At 68.6% G+C, this 15049-nt stretch carries 19 protein-coding genes and 1 tRNA gene; 2 read left to right on the forward strand and 18 right to left on the reverse strand.

What is annotated here, in order from left to right; translation table 11 throughout:
- The 5 genes from ACIBI9_RS61320 to ACIBI9_RS61340 all read right to left on the reverse strand — a co-directional run.
- Positions 1 to 182, reverse strand: a 182-nt coding sequence (locus ACIBI9_RS61320) for a hypothetical protein (protein WP_397237304.1), incomplete at its 3' end; no start/stop codon positions are given.
- Positions 183 to 618: 436 nt separating this feature from the next.
- Positions 619 to 1116: a hypothetical protein gene (locus tag ACIBI9_RS61325; protein ID WP_397237306.1), complete on the reverse strand. Its 498-nt coding sequence runs from the start codon at positions 1114 to 1116 to the stop codon at positions 619 to 621.
- A gap of 34 nt (positions 1117 to 1150) precedes the next feature.
- Positions 1151 to 1651 carry a hypothetical protein gene (locus ACIBI9_RS61330; protein WP_397237308.1) on the reverse strand — a complete coding sequence of 167 codons (501 nt, stop codon included), beginning with the start codon at positions 1649 to 1651 and terminating at the stop codon, positions 1151 to 1153.
- A 207-nt stretch (positions 1652 to 1858) separates the two neighbouring features.
- Positions 1859 to 2860, reverse strand: a complete 1002-nt coding sequence (locus ACIBI9_RS61335) for an ABC transporter ATP-binding protein (RefSeq protein WP_397237310.1) — start codon at positions 2858 to 2860, stop codon at positions 1859 to 1861.
- 97 nt (positions 2861 to 2957) lie between these two features.
- Positions 2958 to 3524, reverse strand: a complete 567-nt coding sequence (locus tag ACIBI9_RS61340; RefSeq protein ID WP_397237312.1) for a TetR family transcriptional regulator — start codon at positions 3522 to 3524, stop codon at positions 2958 to 2960.
- Between the two features lie 88 nt (positions 3525 to 3612).
- Between ACIBI9_RS61340 and ACIBI9_RS61345 the strand changes: the two genes are divergently transcribed.
- A complete protein-coding gene (locus ACIBI9_RS61345; RefSeq protein ID WP_397237314.1) occupies positions 3613 to 4014 on the forward strand; it encodes a nuclear transport factor 2 family protein in 402 nt (133 codons plus the stop codon).
- Here the strand turns inward: ACIBI9_RS61345 and ACIBI9_RS61350 are convergent.
- From ACIBI9_RS61350 to ACIBI9_RS61390, 9 genes are all read right to left on the reverse strand, one after another.
- Positions 4007 to 5914, reverse strand: coding sequence for an ArnT family glycosyltransferase (locus tag ACIBI9_RS61350; RefSeq protein WP_397237316.1), 1908 nt, complete (start codon positions 5912 to 5914; stop codon positions 4007 to 4009). The genes ACIBI9_RS61345 and ACIBI9_RS61350 overlap by 8 nt on opposite strands.
- A 145-nt stretch (positions 5915 to 6059) precedes the next feature.
- A complete protein-coding gene (gene rplL, locus ACIBI9_RS61355) occupies positions 6060 to 6449 on the reverse strand; it encodes a 50S ribosomal protein L7/L12 (protein WP_350733420.1) in 390 nt (129 codons plus the stop codon).
- Positions 6450 to 6521: 72 nt separating this feature from the next.
- On the reverse strand, positions 6522 to 7046 hold the full coding sequence (gene rplJ / locus ACIBI9_RS61360) for a 50S ribosomal protein L10 (protein ID WP_350733418.1): 525 nt from the start codon (positions 7044 to 7046) through the stop codon (positions 6522 to 6524).
- 239 nt (positions 7047 to 7285) lie between these two features.
- Positions 7286 to 8107, reverse strand: a complete 822-nt coding sequence (locus ACIBI9_RS61365) for an LppX_LprAFG lipoprotein (protein ID WP_397237319.1) — start codon at positions 8105 to 8107, stop codon at positions 7286 to 7288.
- A 374-nt stretch (positions 8108 to 8481) separates the two neighbouring features.
- Positions 8482 to 9201, reverse strand: coding sequence for a 50S ribosomal protein L1 (gene rplA, locus ACIBI9_RS61370; protein ID WP_394502859.1), 720 nt, complete (start codon positions 9199 to 9201; stop codon positions 8482 to 8484).
- A gap of 60 nt (positions 9202 to 9261) precedes the next feature.
- A complete protein-coding gene (rplK, locus tag ACIBI9_RS61375) occupies positions 9262 to 9693 on the reverse strand; it encodes a 50S ribosomal protein L11 (protein ID WP_127939574.1) in 432 nt (143 codons plus the stop codon).
- Between the two features lie 209 nt (positions 9694 to 9902).
- Positions 9903 to 10664, reverse strand: coding sequence for a transcription termination/antitermination protein NusG (nusG, locus tag ACIBI9_RS61380; protein ID WP_397237321.1), 762 nt, complete (start codon positions 10662 to 10664; stop codon positions 9903 to 9905).
- 68 nt (positions 10665 to 10732) lie between these two features.
- Complete coding sequence (gene secE / locus ACIBI9_RS61385; RefSeq protein ID WP_397237323.1) at positions 10733 to 10978, reverse strand: preprotein translocase subunit SecE; 246 nt, start codon at positions 10976 to 10978, stop codon at positions 10733 to 10735.
- Positions 10979 to 11057: 79 nt separating this feature from the next.
- Positions 11058 to 11130 (reverse strand) — tRNA-Trp (locus tag ACIBI9_RS61390).
- 161 nt (positions 11131 to 11291) lie between these two features.
- Here ACIBI9_RS61390 and ACIBI9_RS61395 point away from each other — a divergent pair.
- Positions 11292 to 12500, forward strand: coding sequence for a pyridoxal phosphate-dependent aminotransferase (locus ACIBI9_RS61395; RefSeq protein WP_397237325.1), 1209 nt, complete (start codon positions 11292 to 11294; stop codon positions 12498 to 12500).
- A 4-nt stretch (positions 12501 to 12504) separates the two neighbouring features.
- Here ACIBI9_RS61395 and ACIBI9_RS61400 read toward each other — a convergent pair whose 3' ends face one another.
- From ACIBI9_RS61400 to ACIBI9_RS61415, 4 genes are read right to left on the reverse strand one after another with little or no spacing between them, the layout of a single operon-like run.
- A complete protein-coding gene (locus ACIBI9_RS61400) occupies positions 12505 to 13008 on the reverse strand; it encodes a hypothetical protein (protein WP_397237327.1) in 504 nt (167 codons plus the stop codon).
- A 31-nt stretch (positions 13009 to 13039) separates the two neighbouring features.
- Positions 13040 to 13579: a hypothetical protein gene (locus tag ACIBI9_RS61405; protein WP_397237329.1), complete on the reverse strand. Its 540-nt coding sequence runs from the start codon at positions 13577 to 13579 to the stop codon at positions 13040 to 13042.
- A gap of 41 nt (positions 13580 to 13620) precedes the next feature.
- Entirely contained in the window at positions 13621 to 14511 is an 891-nt protein-coding gene (locus ACIBI9_RS61410) for a PASTA domain-containing protein (protein ID WP_397237331.1), read from the reverse strand.
- Entirely contained in the window at positions 14508 to 15008 is a 501-nt protein-coding gene (locus tag ACIBI9_RS61415) for a SigE family RNA polymerase sigma factor (RefSeq protein WP_394502851.1), read from the reverse strand. Before ACIBI9_RS61415 ends, ACIBI9_RS61410 begins: the two co-directional genes overlap by 4 nt.
- Positions 15009 to 15049 lie beyond the last annotated feature (41 nt).

The following is a 15049-nucleotide window of genomic DNA, read 5'->3' on the forward strand; positions in this document are numbered from 1 at the left end:
TTGCGCCCGGCCTGGCGAGCCGCCTCTACCCGGGCCTTCCACTTCTCGTTTCCGAGCAACCAGTCGAACGACTCGGTCTGCAGAGCGAGAAGGTCAGGAACTTCGAGGGGCTCCTGGATGCGCGCGAATGACACGCGACGGGGACCAGCGGGTACGGCGGAGGCGTTGCGCGAGGCTGCCAACAGATGTCCTTCCGAGGGCTCGCGGCGGACTGACTACACGCACGCCAGACAACCTCGCAACGTGAGCAAGCGGAGCGGGTCGTCAAAGGGCAGCGCAAAGGGGCAGTGTAGCCGAACGGCACACGCCTGTCCACTTCGCTCTCGCTTCATGCTCCACGTTGGTCGCAGCATCGCCCGTTCAGGCGGAAACGTCAAGCCCACAAGCCCGACTTTTAGCCGACTAGGGGCCCGGACGCTGGGTTTTCTCCCCTGTGTGACCGGGCGCCTACCGCCAGGCCCAAGACGATACCCGCGAACGGGGGCGGTTAACGCTCCGTCACACCGGGGGCCGAACCCATGCCGACAACCGGTGTAGCTGTGACTGAGGTACCCGCTCCATTGGCTTCGCTAAACCTGATTTTTGGTAACAATTGAACGAAGCGGCGCGCCGAGGGCGTCAGGCGGTCCCCAGCAGGGTGGACAGGTCGGCCACCAGCCAGCGAGATCCTTGCCGGACCATGACGAACCTGGCCCGGTTCTGAGTGAACTGTTGCTGTGGCGCGGTCTCGCCCGGAACGTTCTTGACCATACCCGTGTTCACGAACAGCAGAACCTCTACGCGATCGGGCTCCGCCCGCTCGACCGCCGCCCCCGCCACGGCCACGGTCTGCACGATCTTCTGCGCCTTGGCCCTGGACACCAGGGACGTGGTCAGCTCCTTGTAGTGCTTGGTCAGCTCCCCGGTCGTGTGCGTCCCCGCCCGGGCCAGATCCTCCTCCACCGTCCGGTAGTCGTAGGAGAGCAAATCGGGCGCCACCTCCTTGGCCGCCGCCATGGCCTGCGCCCCGGCCGCGTCGGCCGCCCGCAGGTCGCGCAGGTTGAACCACATCGTGGGCACCAGCACCCCGCCCACCACCACGAGGATCCCCAGCAGCACGATCGTGACCGTCCTCACCTGGACCCCCACCACCTTCGACCACAGCGGTACCTCACGCCACCTGCACCGCCTTGGACACCAGCCAGGCGCCGCCGACCTTGGTCAGCTCCATCGACCACCGGTAGTACCGCTCCTGCGGCGGGCTCTTGGAGCCGTCCCAGCGGATCTCCACGTCGGCCACGACCAGTACCTTGGCCGTGGTGCCGGCCATGGAGGCCAGCCCGGTAGCGCGCAGCACGCCGTGCTGGACCACCTTGTTCTCGACCGTGGTGGACTTGAGCTTGGCCGCGTTGGCCTCGTACTCCGCCCTGGCCGCCCCGGTCGAGGTGTCCAGGATGCGCCTGATGTCGACGTCGACGGTCTTGTAGTCGAGCGAGACCAGATTCTTCGCGTGGGTCCCCGCCGCCAGGAGCGCCGCCTGCTTGTGGCCTGCCCTGGCCTGCTCCTCGCGCGCCTGCGCGGCGATCCACACGCCCGTACCGACCAGCACCGCGAGCACTCCGCTGAGCGCGGCGATCAGGATGCGTGCGGGCCGGGCGGCAAGTCCTGCCACGTCACTCACCCCTTCCCCAGCCGGTCGCCGGATCATAACCCCCGGCTCCGTCCTGGAGCCCCCGAACCAACCGAGACGGTAGAGGACGTGACAGAAATCGGGCAACGAGCCCGGATCTCCCCGATATGCCCTACGCGGCCCTCAGCTGCCCGCTGAGCGCCTGACGCCGCCCGACCGACTGGAAGCACCCCATAGGGCATTCAGGGGTCACTGGACGCCGTGGAGGTAGGCGTTCACGAGGCGGGGGTACTCCTCCAGCCAGTTACGCCCGCGTTCGTCCACGAACGACCCCTGCGGCGGGATCACACCGTTGGCCGCCAGCCACGTCCCCGGTGGCTGCTGCGAACGACGGATCCTGTTGCCGGTCGGCATGAGCTGTGGGGGGATCGGCGGCAGCAGGCCGGGATCGAGCCCCATCTGGGCCTCGGCCTCCAGCTCGGAGAGGTCCTTCTCCTCCGACATGCCGATCGGGCCGTGCCTCCTGGCGTTGAGGAACTGCCGCACCACCGGCTCGTCGCTCGACAGCAGCATCTCGCGCGGGCCGAACATGACCAGCTCGCGCCTGAACAGCATCCCGATGCTGTCGGGGACCGTACGGGCGGTGTTGATGTCGTGCGTGACGATCAGGAACGTCGCCTCGATCTCGGCGTTGAGGTCGACGATGGTCTGGTTGAGCAGCGCGGTCCGTACCGGGTCGAGGCCGGAGTCGGGCTCGTCAAAAAGGATGATCTCCGGATCCAGCACCAGCGCCCTGGCCAGCCCCGCGCGCTTGCGCATGCCGCCGGAGATCTCCCCGGGCAGCTTGGACTCCGCGCCGACCAGGCCGACCAGCTCCACCTTCTCCATCACGATCTGGCGGATCTGCGACTCGGTCTTCTTGGTGTGCTCGCGCAGCGGGAAGGCGATGTTGTCGTAGAGGTTGAGCGAGCCGAACAGCGCCCCGTCCTGGAAGAGCACGCCGAACAGCCGGCGCAGCTCGTAGAGCTTGTTCTCGTTGCAGTTGGCCAGGTCGTAGCCGTCGATCCAGATGTGGCCGCGATCGGGCCGCAGCAGGCCCACCAGCGTCTTGAGGAAGACCGACTTCCCGGTGCCCGAGGGGCCGAGCAGGACGGAGATCTCGCCCGCGGGGAGCGTGAGCGAGACGTCCTCCCAGATGACCTGCCGGCCGAACGACTTGGTCAGCCCGTCGACCACGACTTCGACTCCCACTGGACACCTTCCGATCGCAGGCAGTACTCAGGGGCCTCTCAACCGTAACGGCGGCCGACCGAATTGGAACCCGTTCCAATAACTTGTTACGGCGCGGTTATGAGCCCTCCGGAGCGGCGAGCGCCTGCAGGCCGGGGCGCAGCAGCCGCGCGATCTCCTCCTGCGGCACCCCGCGCAGCTCGTCGAGGTCGAGCAGCTGATGCCCGACGGTCACGCCGAGCATGATCATCATCATCAGCGCCACCCGCAGCCTCGCGTTCTCCCCCGGTACGACCTGGGCCAGCCGGTCGATCTGCTCGCCCAGCACCTTGCGCGCCGAGACGGCCGCCTCAGGGTGCGTGAGCATCGACCGCATCATGGCCAGCGAGCTCTGCGGCAGCTCGCCCAGCTTCAGGCCGAGCGTGCCGAGCACCTGCTCGACCACCTCGTCGGCGCTCAGCTCGCCGTGCGCGACCGGCGCCGCCTGCACGGCCCGCTGGAAGAGCTCCTGCTTGCTGCCGAAGTACTGCATCACGAGGGCGGGATCGACCTCGGCCCGCTTGGCGATGGCCCTGATGGTGGCCCGCTCGAACCCGACCTCGGCGAACAGCGCCCTGGCGGACCCCAGGATCCTCTCCTCGCTCCTGCGCCGCCGCTCGGCCCGCGGAAGCCCCTTCTCGCCCACGCCCCGACTCTACATGCGTTGACCGATCCCGCCTCTTCGCTCTACGCTCGTTGAGTCAACGCCTGTTGAGCGAACTAAGGGGTTCCCCATGTCCGTCGAAGAGATCGTCACCGCCTACCACGCGGCCATGCTCCACAAGTCCGCCGACGAACTGGCCGATCTCTACGCCGAGGACGCGCTGCACGAGTTCCCGTTCGGGGGACTGGCGCCGTTCAAGGGGAGGGAGGAGATCCGCGCCGGGTACCGGGCGATGTGGGGCGCGCTCCCGTTCAAGCCCGACGAGGTACGGCGCGTCTCGCTCCACCGGGCGACCGACCCGGAGGTCGTGCTGGTGGAGCAGGACACGTTCATCACGGTCGCCGGCCAGTCGATCACCGTCCCGGGCCTGCTCGTGCTCAGGATCAGGGACGGCCGGATCATCCACACCAGGGACTACATGGACACCGGCGCCGTCACCCAGGTCCGCACCGCCGCCGCCTCGCTCAAGTGAGGTCGAAGACCGTCGTCCCCCCGACGGTGGTGGCGGTGAAGGTCTCCTGCACCCACGCCGCGATCCGGGCCGCGTCGTCGCTGCCGCCCGTGCTGCGACCGCCCATTCCCATGCCCATCCCCGTGCCGATGAAGTAATGGATCTTCTTCTCGGCGACGTACTGCTTGAACTGCTCGAGCGTCGGCGCGGGGTCGGTGCCGTTGAAGCCGCCCACCGCCATCACCGGCCGGCCGCTGGCGAGCTGGTAGCCGGCCGCGTTGTTGGAGCCCACCGTCGCCGCCACCCACGTGTACGCGGAGGCGTCCGTCTTCAGCAGCGCGGTCAGCTCGGCGGCCGGGGTGCCCGCGTTGAGCAGGCCGCCCATGCCGCCGCGCCCCATCCCCCGGCCACCGGGCGCCTGGAACGCCTGACTGCCGGCCGACCAGCCGTTCCCGGGCATCCGGCGGAACTGCTGGCCGCCGCCCCCAGGCCCGCCTGCGCCGAACCCGCCTCCGCCGGGCCCGCCGAAGCCCCTTCCGAAGCCACCGGTGGAGGGCCCCGCCGTCGGGATGGCCCCGGTGTGCGCCGACGAGGCCGTGTCCACCGCGTACGCGGCCGGCCCCGCCAAGGACGCCAGGCACGCCACCACCGCGACGGCCACCACGACCAGGGCACGGCGCGCGAACAACATCGCCAGGGCCGCCCCCAGCCCCGCCGCCAGCACGACCACGCCCAGCCAGGAGTTCCACTCCGCGCTGCGCGACAGCAGCACGTACGACCACACGGCCGTCCCCGCCGTGATCACCGCCAGCAGCCGGTACGCCCGCCGCTCCCACAGGACGGCCGCCCCCATGCCCACGAGCACCGCGATCGCCGGAGCCAGGGCCACGGTGTAGTACGCGTGGAAAATGCCCTGCATCAGGCTGAAGACCAGCCCGGTCACGATCAGCCAGCTCCCCCAGACCCAGAGGGCGGCACGGACCGGATCGACCCGCGGCGCCCGCCGGGTGAACCACGGGACGGCGGCCAGCAGCACCAGCGCCGCCGGGAGCAGCCAGGCGATCTGCCCGCCCGCCTCGGTGTCGAACAGCCGCAGCCACCCGGCCTGCTGGTTCAGATTGCCCAGCCCGCCGTAGTCACCGCCGTTGAGCCGCCCGATCCCGTTGTAGCCGAGCGCCAGCTCCAGCACGCTGTTGGTCTGCGAACCCCCGATGTACGGCCGCGCGGAGGCCGGCACCAGCGCTACCGCCAGCAGCCACCACCCGGCCGAGACCACCATGGCCACACCCGCGAGCGACAACTGCCGCATCCGCCGCCAGAACGGCACCGGCGCCGTGACGAGATAAACCAGTGCGAACCCCGGCAACACCAGGAACGCCTGCAACATCTTCGCGAGGAACGCGAACCCGATCGCGGCCCCCGCCAGCACCAGCCACCGCGTGGCCCCGCGTTCCTGCGCCCGCACCACGAAGTACCCGGCGGCCGTCAGCAGCAGCACCAGCATCGCATCGGGGTTGTTGAACCTGAACATCAACACGGCCACCGGCGTCAGCGCCATCACGGCCCCGGCCAGCAGCCCGGCCCAGACGTTGGTCAACCTGCGCACGGACGCGTACACCAGCGCCACCGTGCCCACGCCCATGAGCGCCTGAGGAATGAGAATGGCCCAGGAATTGAGCCCGAACAACCGCACGCTGAGCGCCATCGGCCACAAGGAGGCGGGCGTCTTGTCGACGGTTATCGCGTTCGCGGCGTCGGAGGACCCGAAGAAGAACGCCGTCCAGCTCTGACTTCCCGCCTGAACGGCCGCCGAATAGAACGAATTTGCCCATCCGGAGGCGCCGAGGCCCCAGATGTAGAGCACTCCGGTGCCTATGAGCAGGGCGGTCAGCGCCCAACGGGACTTAGCTTCGGTAACCACAGCTCGCACGCTAGGCAAGCCGCTTCGCGAGGCGATGAGACGGACATGAGAATCTCCTGAGCGACGCCGCTCAGGGCACGAAAAAGGGGCGGCGGACATCCGGCACCAGGATGTCCCCGCCCCTTCTCAGCGAACAGAAACCGTCTTACTTGACGGTGACGGTGGCGCCGGCGCCCTCGAGGGCAGCCTTGGCCTTCTCCGCCTGCTCCTTGTTGACCTTGCCGTCGAAGACGGCCTTGGGAGCGCCGTCCACCAGGTCCTTGGCCTCCTTGAGGCCCAGGGACGTGAGGGCGCGGATCTCCTTGATGACCTGGATCTTCTTGTCGCCGGCAGCCTCGAGGATGACGTCGAACTCGTCCTGCTCCTCAACGGCCGGGGCCTCGGCGCCACCAGCGGGGGCGGCGGCGGCAACCGCGACGGGGGCGGCGGCCTTGACGTCGAAGACCTCTTCGAACTGCTTCACGAACTCGGACAGCTCGAGGAGGGTCATCTCCTTGAACGCGTCGAGCAGCTCGTCGGTGCTGAGCTTCGCCATGATGCTTTTTCCTTACGTTCGGGACTTGCTGAAACTAGAAACGGGACCGCGGGTGTTGCGGCAACCCCCGTGCTACTCGCCCGCCTCGTCGCGCTTCGCGCGCAGGGCGTCGGCCAGCTGAGCCATCTGCGTGGGCAGCGCGGCGAACACAGCAGCGGCAGCGCTCTGCTTCGCCTTGAGCGCGCCAGCAAGCTTCGCGAGGAGGACCTCGCGGGACTCGAGGTCGGCGAGCTTGGTGATCTCGGTGGCGTCGAGAGTCTTGCCCTCGAGGACACCGCCCTTGATCACCAGAAGGGGATTGGCCTTGGCGAAGTCACGCAGACCCTTGGCGGCCTCGACAACGTCGCCGTTGACGAAGGCGATCGCGGTCGGACCGGCGAGCAGGTCATCGAGACCCGAGAATCCGGCCTGGTTGGCCGCAATCTTGGTCAGGGTGTTCTTCGCCACGGCGAACTTCGCATTCTCACCGAGAGACTTACGCAGCTCCTTGAGCTGCGCGACGGTGAGACCGCGGTACTCGGTCAGAACGGCGGCGGCGCTGCCTTCGAACTCACTCTTGAGCTCGGCAACCGCTGTCGCCTTATCCGCCCTCGCCATGGGCCTCCTTCCAGATGTGCCGCCGGCGAAGGCCCGAAAATGAGAACAGCCCCGGGCGCAGGGCGCACACGGGGCTCACGCACATGGGTCACACCATGTGGGAAACTCGCATCACACCTGCGCGGGCCGTCCACATGATGTGGATCCTTCGGTCGCCAGGCATTGAGGCACCTGACGACGACCGGCGGTCTTCGGCAACGACCAGAGTACGTGCTGGCCGCCGAGTTTCCAAATCGTTCTCAGTTGGTCGTGCCCTTGGGGATCTCTCCGACCTGGTCAGCGGGCGGGGCCTCGATGGTGACCGGCTCGTTGAAGCCCTTGAAGAGCAGGGTGGCGTCGAGCGTGGCGCCCTCCTTGGAGCCGTTCAGCGCGAGCTTGCGCGGCAGGCCGTCGGAGGCCACCCAGATGTCGAACTTGACGTCCTTGAGCTCCGCCAGGTTCGTACGCGCCTGCTCCTGCTGGTCGGCGGGCAGCAGCTGCACTGCCGCGTCCACCGGGAACGTGCCGCTGTAGTGCGTGGTGTCCGTGCCGTTGACGCTCTCGTTGCCGGCCGACTTCACGTCCTGCGAAGCCGTGACGAGCTTGGTCACGTTGCCCAGGTCGAACTGCTGGATCTTGCTCAGGTAGTCGTTCACCTGCGAGGAGTCGCCCATCTCGCTGAGCGGGACCTTGATCCAAGGCTTGGTCGCGCCGACGAGGTCCTTGAGCGCCTCGACCTTGACGTAGACGGTGTCGCCCTGCAGCACGGCGCGCACGCCGCCCGGCAGGCTCTTCCCGCCCATGTCGACGGTGTCCAGGGTGAGGTCGACGGCGAGCTGGGGCTTGCTCTGGTAGAGCATGCGCCCCTGCACCTTGCCTGAGCCCTCCTGCGGGTGCGTGACGTTCACCACGGCGTCGACCGTGTAGCTGGTGACCTCCGCGGTCTTCTGCGCGGCCTGCGCGAGCACCTCTGAGGCGGCCAGGTTGACCTGGATGGGCTGGGCGTTCGATCCACAACCGGCGACCGCCGCCACAACGAGCGCGGCACCGGCCGCGGTGAGTCCTATCGTGCGCTTCAGCATGTCTTGACCCTACGTTTAAGTGGCATCGCCGTAGCGACTTCCCCTCACAAATAAGGGAAAACCCAGGGTTATCCCCCACACCCCTCACACGTTCCCCACACAACTCATCTCAGCCCCGCCCACCCACCACGCCCCTACGACCGCCGCCGCCGCCCGCACCCACCACGAGTCCTCGACCGAGCCACATCAGGGTGCCCAGCCCAGCGTGAGGCCGTGCATCGACAACCCCAGGCGCGGGTGGCCGTGGTGGGGAGCCGACGATGCACAGGGCTCACGATGAGGCCGCTTCCCCGTACGGTGAGCGGCGGCCACCGCCCGCCGTAGAAAAAGAAAGAGCCCCGCCCGAACCGGGCGAGGCTCAATCAGAAAAGCGGTTACGCGTCGAGCTCGGCGGTGAGGCCGCGCGTGACGTTCGGGTCGACCGGGACGCCGGGGCCCATGGTCGTCGAGAACGTGACCTTCTTCAGGTAACGCCCCTTGGCCGCGGACGGCTTGAGACGCAGCACCTCGTCAAGGGCGGCGGCGTAGTTCTCGATGAGCTGGCGCTCGCCGAACGACGTCTTGCCGATGATGAAGTGGAGGTTGGCCTGGCGGTCGGTGCGGAACTCGATCTTGCCGCCCTTGATCTCCGTGACGGCCTTGGCGACGTCGGGCGTCACCGTGCCGGTCTTGGGGTTGGGCATGAGACCGCGCGGACCGAGCACGCGGCCCAGGCGACCCACCTTGCCCATCAGGTCGGGCGTGGCCACCACGGCGTCGAACTCGTTGAGCCGGTTGCCCTTGGAGATGTCGTCGATCAGCTCGTCGGCGCCGACGATGTCGGCGCCCGCCTCGCGGGCCGCCTCGGCACGCTCACCGGTCGCGAAGACCAGGACCCGGGCGGTCTTGCCGGTGCCGTGCGGGAGGTTGACCGTGCCGCGCACGATCTGGTCGGCCTTACGAGGGTCGACGCCCAGCCGCAGCGCGACCTCGACGGTGGCGTCGAACTTAGTGGTCGACGTCTCCTTGGCCAGCTTCGCTGCCTCGACGGGCGTGTAGAGCTTGTCGCGGTCGACCTTGCCGGCCGCGTCTTTGTGCGCCTTGCTGCGCTTCATTGCTTAACTCCTAGTGGTACGCGGGCCCGAGGGCCCTCCCACGACGTCTGGGAAAGGGTGTTACTCGGCGACGGTGATGCCCATCGACCGGGCGGTGCCGGCGATGATCTTCTCGGCCGCCTCGATGTCGTTGGCGTTGAGGTCGGGCATCTTCGTCTCGGCGATGCTGCGCAGCTGCTCGCGGCTGAGCTTGCCCACCTTGTCGCGGTGCGGGACCGCGCTGCCCTTGTCGAGACCGAGGGCCTTCTTGATCAGCTCGGGCGCCGGCGGCGTCTTCGTGATGAAGGTGAAGCTGCGGTCTTCGAAAATGGTGATCTCAACGGGGATGATGTTGCCCCGCTGGGCCTCCGTCGCAGCGTTGTACTGCTTGACGAAGTCCATGATGTTGACGCCGTGGGGACCGAGCGCGGTACCCACCGGCGGCGCCGGGGTGGCCTGTCCAGCGGGGAGCTGGACCTTCACCAGAGCGGCGATTTTCTTCTTCGGAGGCATTTGTCCTTCTCCGGGTCCTGATTGCGATGCCTGTCAGGGCCAACGGATTGCGGCCCTGACACGTCGGATGCCGCCCCGCCGACAAGAAACCTGCTCACTGGGCTGCCGCCCCAGGGCCGCACGTTGTGCGTCCGTAGCGGCAGTCCGCGCAGGTTTCTTGTCGGTCGCGATCAGGCGGCCGACCGAACGTCTCAGTGTAGGTGATTGTCCTAGATCTTCGAGACCTGGTTGAACGAGAGCTCAACCGGGGTCTCGCGGCCGAAGATCGAGACGAGCACCTTGAGCTTCTGCGACTCGGGGCTGATCTCGCTCACCGAGGCGGGCAGCGTGGCGAACGGGCCGTCCATGACCGTGACGGACTCGCCGATCTCGAACTCGACCGCGGGGCCGGCGCTCGTCTTGGCCGCGGCCTTCTTGGTCTCTTCGGTCGGCTCGGGCGCCAGCAGCTTGGCGACCTCGTCGAGGCTGAGCGGGCTCGGCTTGTTGGACAGGCCGACGAAGCCGGTCACGCCGGGCGTGTTGCGCACGGCGGCCCAGGACTCGTCGGTCAGCTCCATGCGCACCAGCACATAGCCGGGCAGCACGCGCTCCTTGACCGGAACCTTCTTGCCGCTCTTGAACTCCTGGACGGTGTGCGTCGGCACCTCGACCTGGTAGATGTAGTCCTCCATGTTGAGCGACACGTTGCGGCTCTCGATGTTGGACTTCACACGGTTCTCGTAACCGGCGTAGGAGTGGATGACGTACCACTCACCGGGCAGGCCGCGCAGCGAGCTCTTGAACTCTTCGACGGGATCGACGTCGGGAAGAACCGTCTCGTCCTCGACGTCGGAAGCCTCGGCTGCCTCGTCGCTCTCCGCGACCTCGGCCTCCTCCTGGAGCGCCTCCTCGGCGGACTCCTCAGTGGCCTCTTCCAGCTCGTCGTCCCACTCCTCGCGAGACTCGCCGGCCGGAACTGAAGACTCGGACACGGTGACTCTTCCTCTTTCGTCGTATCGAACTGGCGACTCCGTCAGCTGTCACCCGGCGGGCGGCTGGATCAGCTGCCGCCGAAGACCTTGAGGACTGCCCAACCCAGGGCACTGTCGAGCCCGTACACGATCGCCACCATGATCAGAACGAATATCAGAACGACCGTGGTGTAGGTGATGAGATCCTTGCGTGTCGGCCAGATGACCTTGCGGAGCTCGTTGACGACCTGCCGATAGAAAAGGGCAGGCGAAGTGCGCGTCTTCTTCTCGCCACTCGGCTTGTCTGCGGTCTCGCCGCGCGTGTCGATCGCCACAGTCCTCACCTGAAATCTGTCGTATCCAACGCAGTTTTGCGGCGCGCTTACACGCCCATTATTGCGCGGACCGCACTCGCAGGGCACGAGGGACTCGAACCCCCAACCGCCGGTTTTGGAGACCGGTGCGCTACCAATTGCGCCAGTGCCCTATGTCGCTAGACCAGACTACCCTGATCGACCCACTGCCTGGACCGAACCGCTCGCCGACATGCTGTGCGGAAGGACCGATCGAAAGCATACGGGGGATTGCCGGGTACGTCGAACCGAATCCCGATCGCCCAGGTCACCGAGCACATGGGACCATGGACCCATGTCCACCCGACCCCGCGTCTCCGCGAGAATCTCCGCTATTTCCGAGTCCGCCACGCTCGCCGTGGACGCCAAGGCCAAGGCGATGAAGGCGGCAGGGCGGCCCGTCATCGGCTTCGGCGCGGGCGAGCCCGACTTCCCGACGCCCGAGTACATCGTCGAGGCGGCGGTCCAGGCCGCCCGCGAGCCGCGCTTCCACAAGTACACGCCGGCGGGCGGCCTGCCCGAGCTCAAGCAGGCCATCGCCGACAAGACCCGGCGCGACTCCGGCTACGCGGTCGAGGCGTCGCAGGTGCTGGTCACCAACGGCGGCAAGCAGGCGGTCTACGAGGCGTTCGCGACGCTGCTCGACCCGGGCGACGAGGTCCTGGTCGTGGCGCCCTACTGGACCACCTATCCCGAGGCGATCAAGCTGGCCGGCGGCGTGCAGGTCGACGTGGTGACCGACGAGTCCACCGGCTACCTGGCGAGCGTCGAGCAACTGGAGGCCGCGCGCACCGAGCGGACGAAGGTCCTGCTGTTCGTCTCGCCGTGCAACCCGACGGGCTCCGTCTACTCCCGCGAGCAGACGGAGGCGATCGGCCGCTGGGCGGCCGAGCACGGCCTGTGGGTCGTCACGGACGAGATCTACGAGCACCTCGTGTACGGCGGCGCCGAGTTCACCAGCATCGCCACGGCCGTGCCCGAGCTGGGCGACCGGGTCGTGATCCTCAACGGCGTGGCCAAGACCTACGCGATGACCGGCTGGCGCGTGGGCTGGCTGATCGGCCCCTCCGACGTCGTCAAGGCGGCCACCAACCTGCAGTCCCACGCCACCTCCAACGTCGCCAACGTGTCCCAGATGGCCGCGCTGGCCGCCGTTTCCGGCGACCTGTCGGCGGTGGCGGAGATGCGCACGGCGTTCGACCGGCGCCGCCAGACGATGGTCCGGATGCTCAACGAGATCCCGGGCGTGTTCTGCCCGGAACCGAAGGGGGCGTTCTACGCGTACCCATCGGTCAAGGAGCTGATCGGCAAGGAGCTGCGCGGCCGGCGGCCTCAGTCGTCCGGCGAGCTGGCCGAGCTGATCCTGGAGGAGGCCGAGGTGGCGGTGGTGCCGGGCGAGGCGTTCGGCACGCCGGGCTACTTCCGCCTGTCGTACGCGCTGGGCGACGACGACCTGGTCGAGGGCGTCAGCCGCGTGGCCAAGCTGCTGTCAGAGGCGCACTAGTCGTTCAGGGTGCCTGGTCCAGGGCGACGCCGGCGGCGACGTGCCTGATCTGGGCGGCCAGGCCGGGCGTCGCGGCGATGTAGACCGCGGTGCCCGGCCGCTCCAGCCACATGAAGTTGCGCACGCCGGTGCGCGTGTTCCAGCGCAGCGCCGGCATGCCCTTGTACGCCGTCAGCGACGACCTGGCGACCAGCGTGACGAACTCCTCGGCGGTCCGCGCCCCGCACACGACGCCGACGTACATCTGCTCGTCCTCGCGCCGCCAGATCAGGCCCTTGACCTCCAGCGGCCGGGTGAGCGATCCCAGGCGGCCGAACGAGCCCGCCCTGGTCAGCCCCTCGGGCATGACGGGCAGCCCCACCTTGGTCTGGCCGCAGGACAGCGAGACGCCGCTGCGCGGGACGTGCGCGGACGTCGGCGGCGAGGCGATCGCCTCGGGCGCGGGCACGTCGTCCGCGCCGCACCCGCTCAGCGCGAACATGAGGAGCACCGCTGCCAGACGCCGCATCGACCCCCCAAGAAACGCACGGAAAAGGCTCTTAGTCTCCTACAGGACCCTTGACTGAGGCAGCAATTGCCACCAGTTCGCCACCGAGGGAATCGCTGACCCGGATCCACGCCCCCGTGCCCGAGCGTTCCATCCAGATGATCATCCGGCCGCCGTCCGGATGCCTGCCGACCACCGCGGGCCTGCCGCGTACGGTGACGGGCCGGGCGTCGAGCAGGGCGGTCTTCCTGGTGTAGCTCACCCAGTCGGCGGCGGGCTCGACCTGGGCCTCCACGAACCGCTGGGCCGAGCCGAACCTGGCCCACGACCCCTTCGGCTTGACGCGTCCCCCGCCGCTGCGCTCCAGCCCCGCGGGGAGGTAGGTGAGCCAGAGATCGTCGGCGACCACCGCGAGGGTGGCCTCGGCGACGGAGGCCCCGACCATGACAGGGCTCTCCACAGGGGCCGGGCGCGGGCGCCCGAACCCCGAGGAGAAGAGCGCGTAGATGATCAGAGTTGTCATCGCGAAGGCCAGTGCCGTGAGCGCCGCGCGCCCTCCCTGCCCGATGCCGGCAGGCCCCTCAGGGATCATGCAAGGTTGATCCCCCGTCAGGCCTCGTCCGTACCGCGGGTTCAGCCGGTCGCGCGGATGCCTTCCGCGATCTTCTTGGCCTCGGCCGGGCCGTCCGCGTCCTTGACGTAGTCGGGGCTGAGGCACACCTCGACCGCGAGCCCGTCGCGCAGCTTCCAGGCGATCGTGAGCGTGCCCTCCGAGCCGTCCGACACGATCTCGCCGCCCTCGCCGAGCGTCGCCAGTCGCGCCTTCCTGCCGCCGATGTCCACGGTCTCGGCGCCGGCCTCGGGGAAGCGGGCGAGGACGCTCTGGGCGGCCTCTCCCTCGAACACGATCACCTGTACGGAGTAGTGCCCCGGCTCATTGCCCGGCTTGTCGAAGGTGGTGGTGTAGCTGTGCTTGCCGAACCCGTCCTTGCCCGACCACTTGCCCCATTCGAGCCCTTCCGGCAGGTAATCGAGGCGGATGCCGCCGAACTCCCGCCCGTCCCCCAGATCGCCCAGGTCCTGCGGCATCGTGACCGGCGGCGGCTCCAGGGTGAGCTCGACATGGCTGCCGGGCGCGACCTGCTCCCCGGCCGCGGGCTTCTGCGCGATCACCCGGTTGTTCCGCACCTCCTCCGCCGCCGGGTCGGCCAGCAGGCCGGCCGCGCGCAGGAGGGGCACCGCCTCGGCGACGGGCTTGCCCGTCACGTCCGGCACGGTCACGTCGTCGCGCACCACGGCCCGGTCCTGACCGGTCGCGGCCTGCCCGCCGGCGGGTTCCCCGGAGTTCAGCGCCACGGGCACGGCCACCGCCACGGCCGCTGTGACGAGCGCCGCGCCCGCCACGCGGAAGCGGAGCACGCGGGAGCGGTTGCGGCGCCGTACGGACCTGCCCAGGTCCGGCGGGGCCTGCACGTCGGCGACCTGTGCCGCCATGGCGTCCGCGAGGTCGTCCTCGATCCTCATCTGGTCACTTCCTTTGCGACAGTCATGTTTTCGCGGATCCTGGCGAGCCCTCGCGCCGCCTGGCTCTTCACGGTGCCGACCGAGCAGCCGAGCAGAGCCGCGGTGTTCCCTTCCGACTGGTCCTCCCAGTAGCGCAGGACGAGCACGGCCCGCATCTTGGGCGGCAGCCTGCGCAGCTCCCTGATGAGCGCGTGGCGCAGGTCGAGGTCGGGAGAGTCGGCGGCGGTCTCCGGCGGCCGGGCGAAGGTGATCTCCTGCACGATCTTGCGCCGCCGCGCCTTGCTGATCGCCGCGTTCACGACGACCTTGCGCGCGTACGCCTCCGGGTTGTCGCGCCTGATCCGCGGCCAGTGCCGGTAGACCTTCTCCAGCGCGTGCTGCACCAGGTCCTCGGCGTCGTGCTCGGTCGCTCCGCAGACCAGGATCGCGGTGCGCAGCAGCGAGGTGCTCCGTGCGGCCAGGAACTCGTCGAAGGCCGCTTCATCGTCATCTGTCATGAGCGAAGGTCCCCTTTCGCCCTCCCCAACGCGCGAAGCGG

The organism is Nonomuraea sp. NPDC050451 (assembly GCF_044458585.1).

Excerpts from the sequence above, each read along its gene's own strand:
- rplA (WP_394502859.1), bottom strand. The coding sequence starts at position 9,201 with ATGAAGCGCAGCAAGGCGCACAAAGACGCGGCCGGCAAGGTCGACCGC.
- ACIBI9_RS61365 (WP_397237319.1), bottom strand. The coding sequence starts at position 8,107 with ATGCTGAAGCGCACGATAGGACTCACCGCGGCCGGTGCCGCGCTCGTT.
- rplJ (WP_350733418.1), bottom strand. The coding sequence starts at position 7,046 with ATGGCGAGGGCGGATAAGGCGACAGCGGTTGCCGAGCTCAAGAGTGAG.
- ACIBI9_RS61400 (WP_397237327.1), bottom strand. The coding sequence starts at position 13,008 with ATGCGGCGTCTGGCAGCGGTGCTCCTCATGTTCGCGCTGAGCGGGTGC.
- ACIBI9_RS61405 (WP_397237329.1), bottom strand. The coding sequence starts at position 13,579 with ATGATCCCTGAGGGGCCTGCCGGCATCGGGCAGGGAGGGCGCGCGGCG.
- ACIBI9_RS61345 (WP_397237314.1), top strand. The coding sequence starts at position 3,613 with ATGTCCGTCGAAGAGATCGTCACCGCCTACCACGCGGCCATGCTCCAC.
- ACIBI9_RS61395 (WP_397237325.1), top strand. The coding sequence starts at position 11,292 with ATGTCCACCCGACCCCGCGTCTCCGCGAGAATCTCCGCTATTTCCGAG.
- rplK (WP_127939574.1), bottom strand. The coding sequence starts at position 9,693 with ATGCCTCCGAAGAAGAAAATCGCCGCTCTGGTGAAGGTCCAGCTCCCC.
- ACIBI9_RS61410 (WP_397237331.1), bottom strand. The coding sequence starts at position 14,511 with ATGAGGATCGAGGACGACCTCGCGGACGCCATGGCGGCACAGGTCGCC.
- ACIBI9_RS61415 (WP_394502851.1), bottom strand. The coding sequence starts at position 15,008 with ATGACAGATGACGATGAAGCGGCCTTCGACGAGTTCCTGGCCGCACGG.
- rplL (WP_350733420.1), bottom strand. The coding sequence starts at position 6,449 with ATGGCGAAGCTCAGCACCGACGAGCTGCTCGACGCGTTCAAGGAGATG.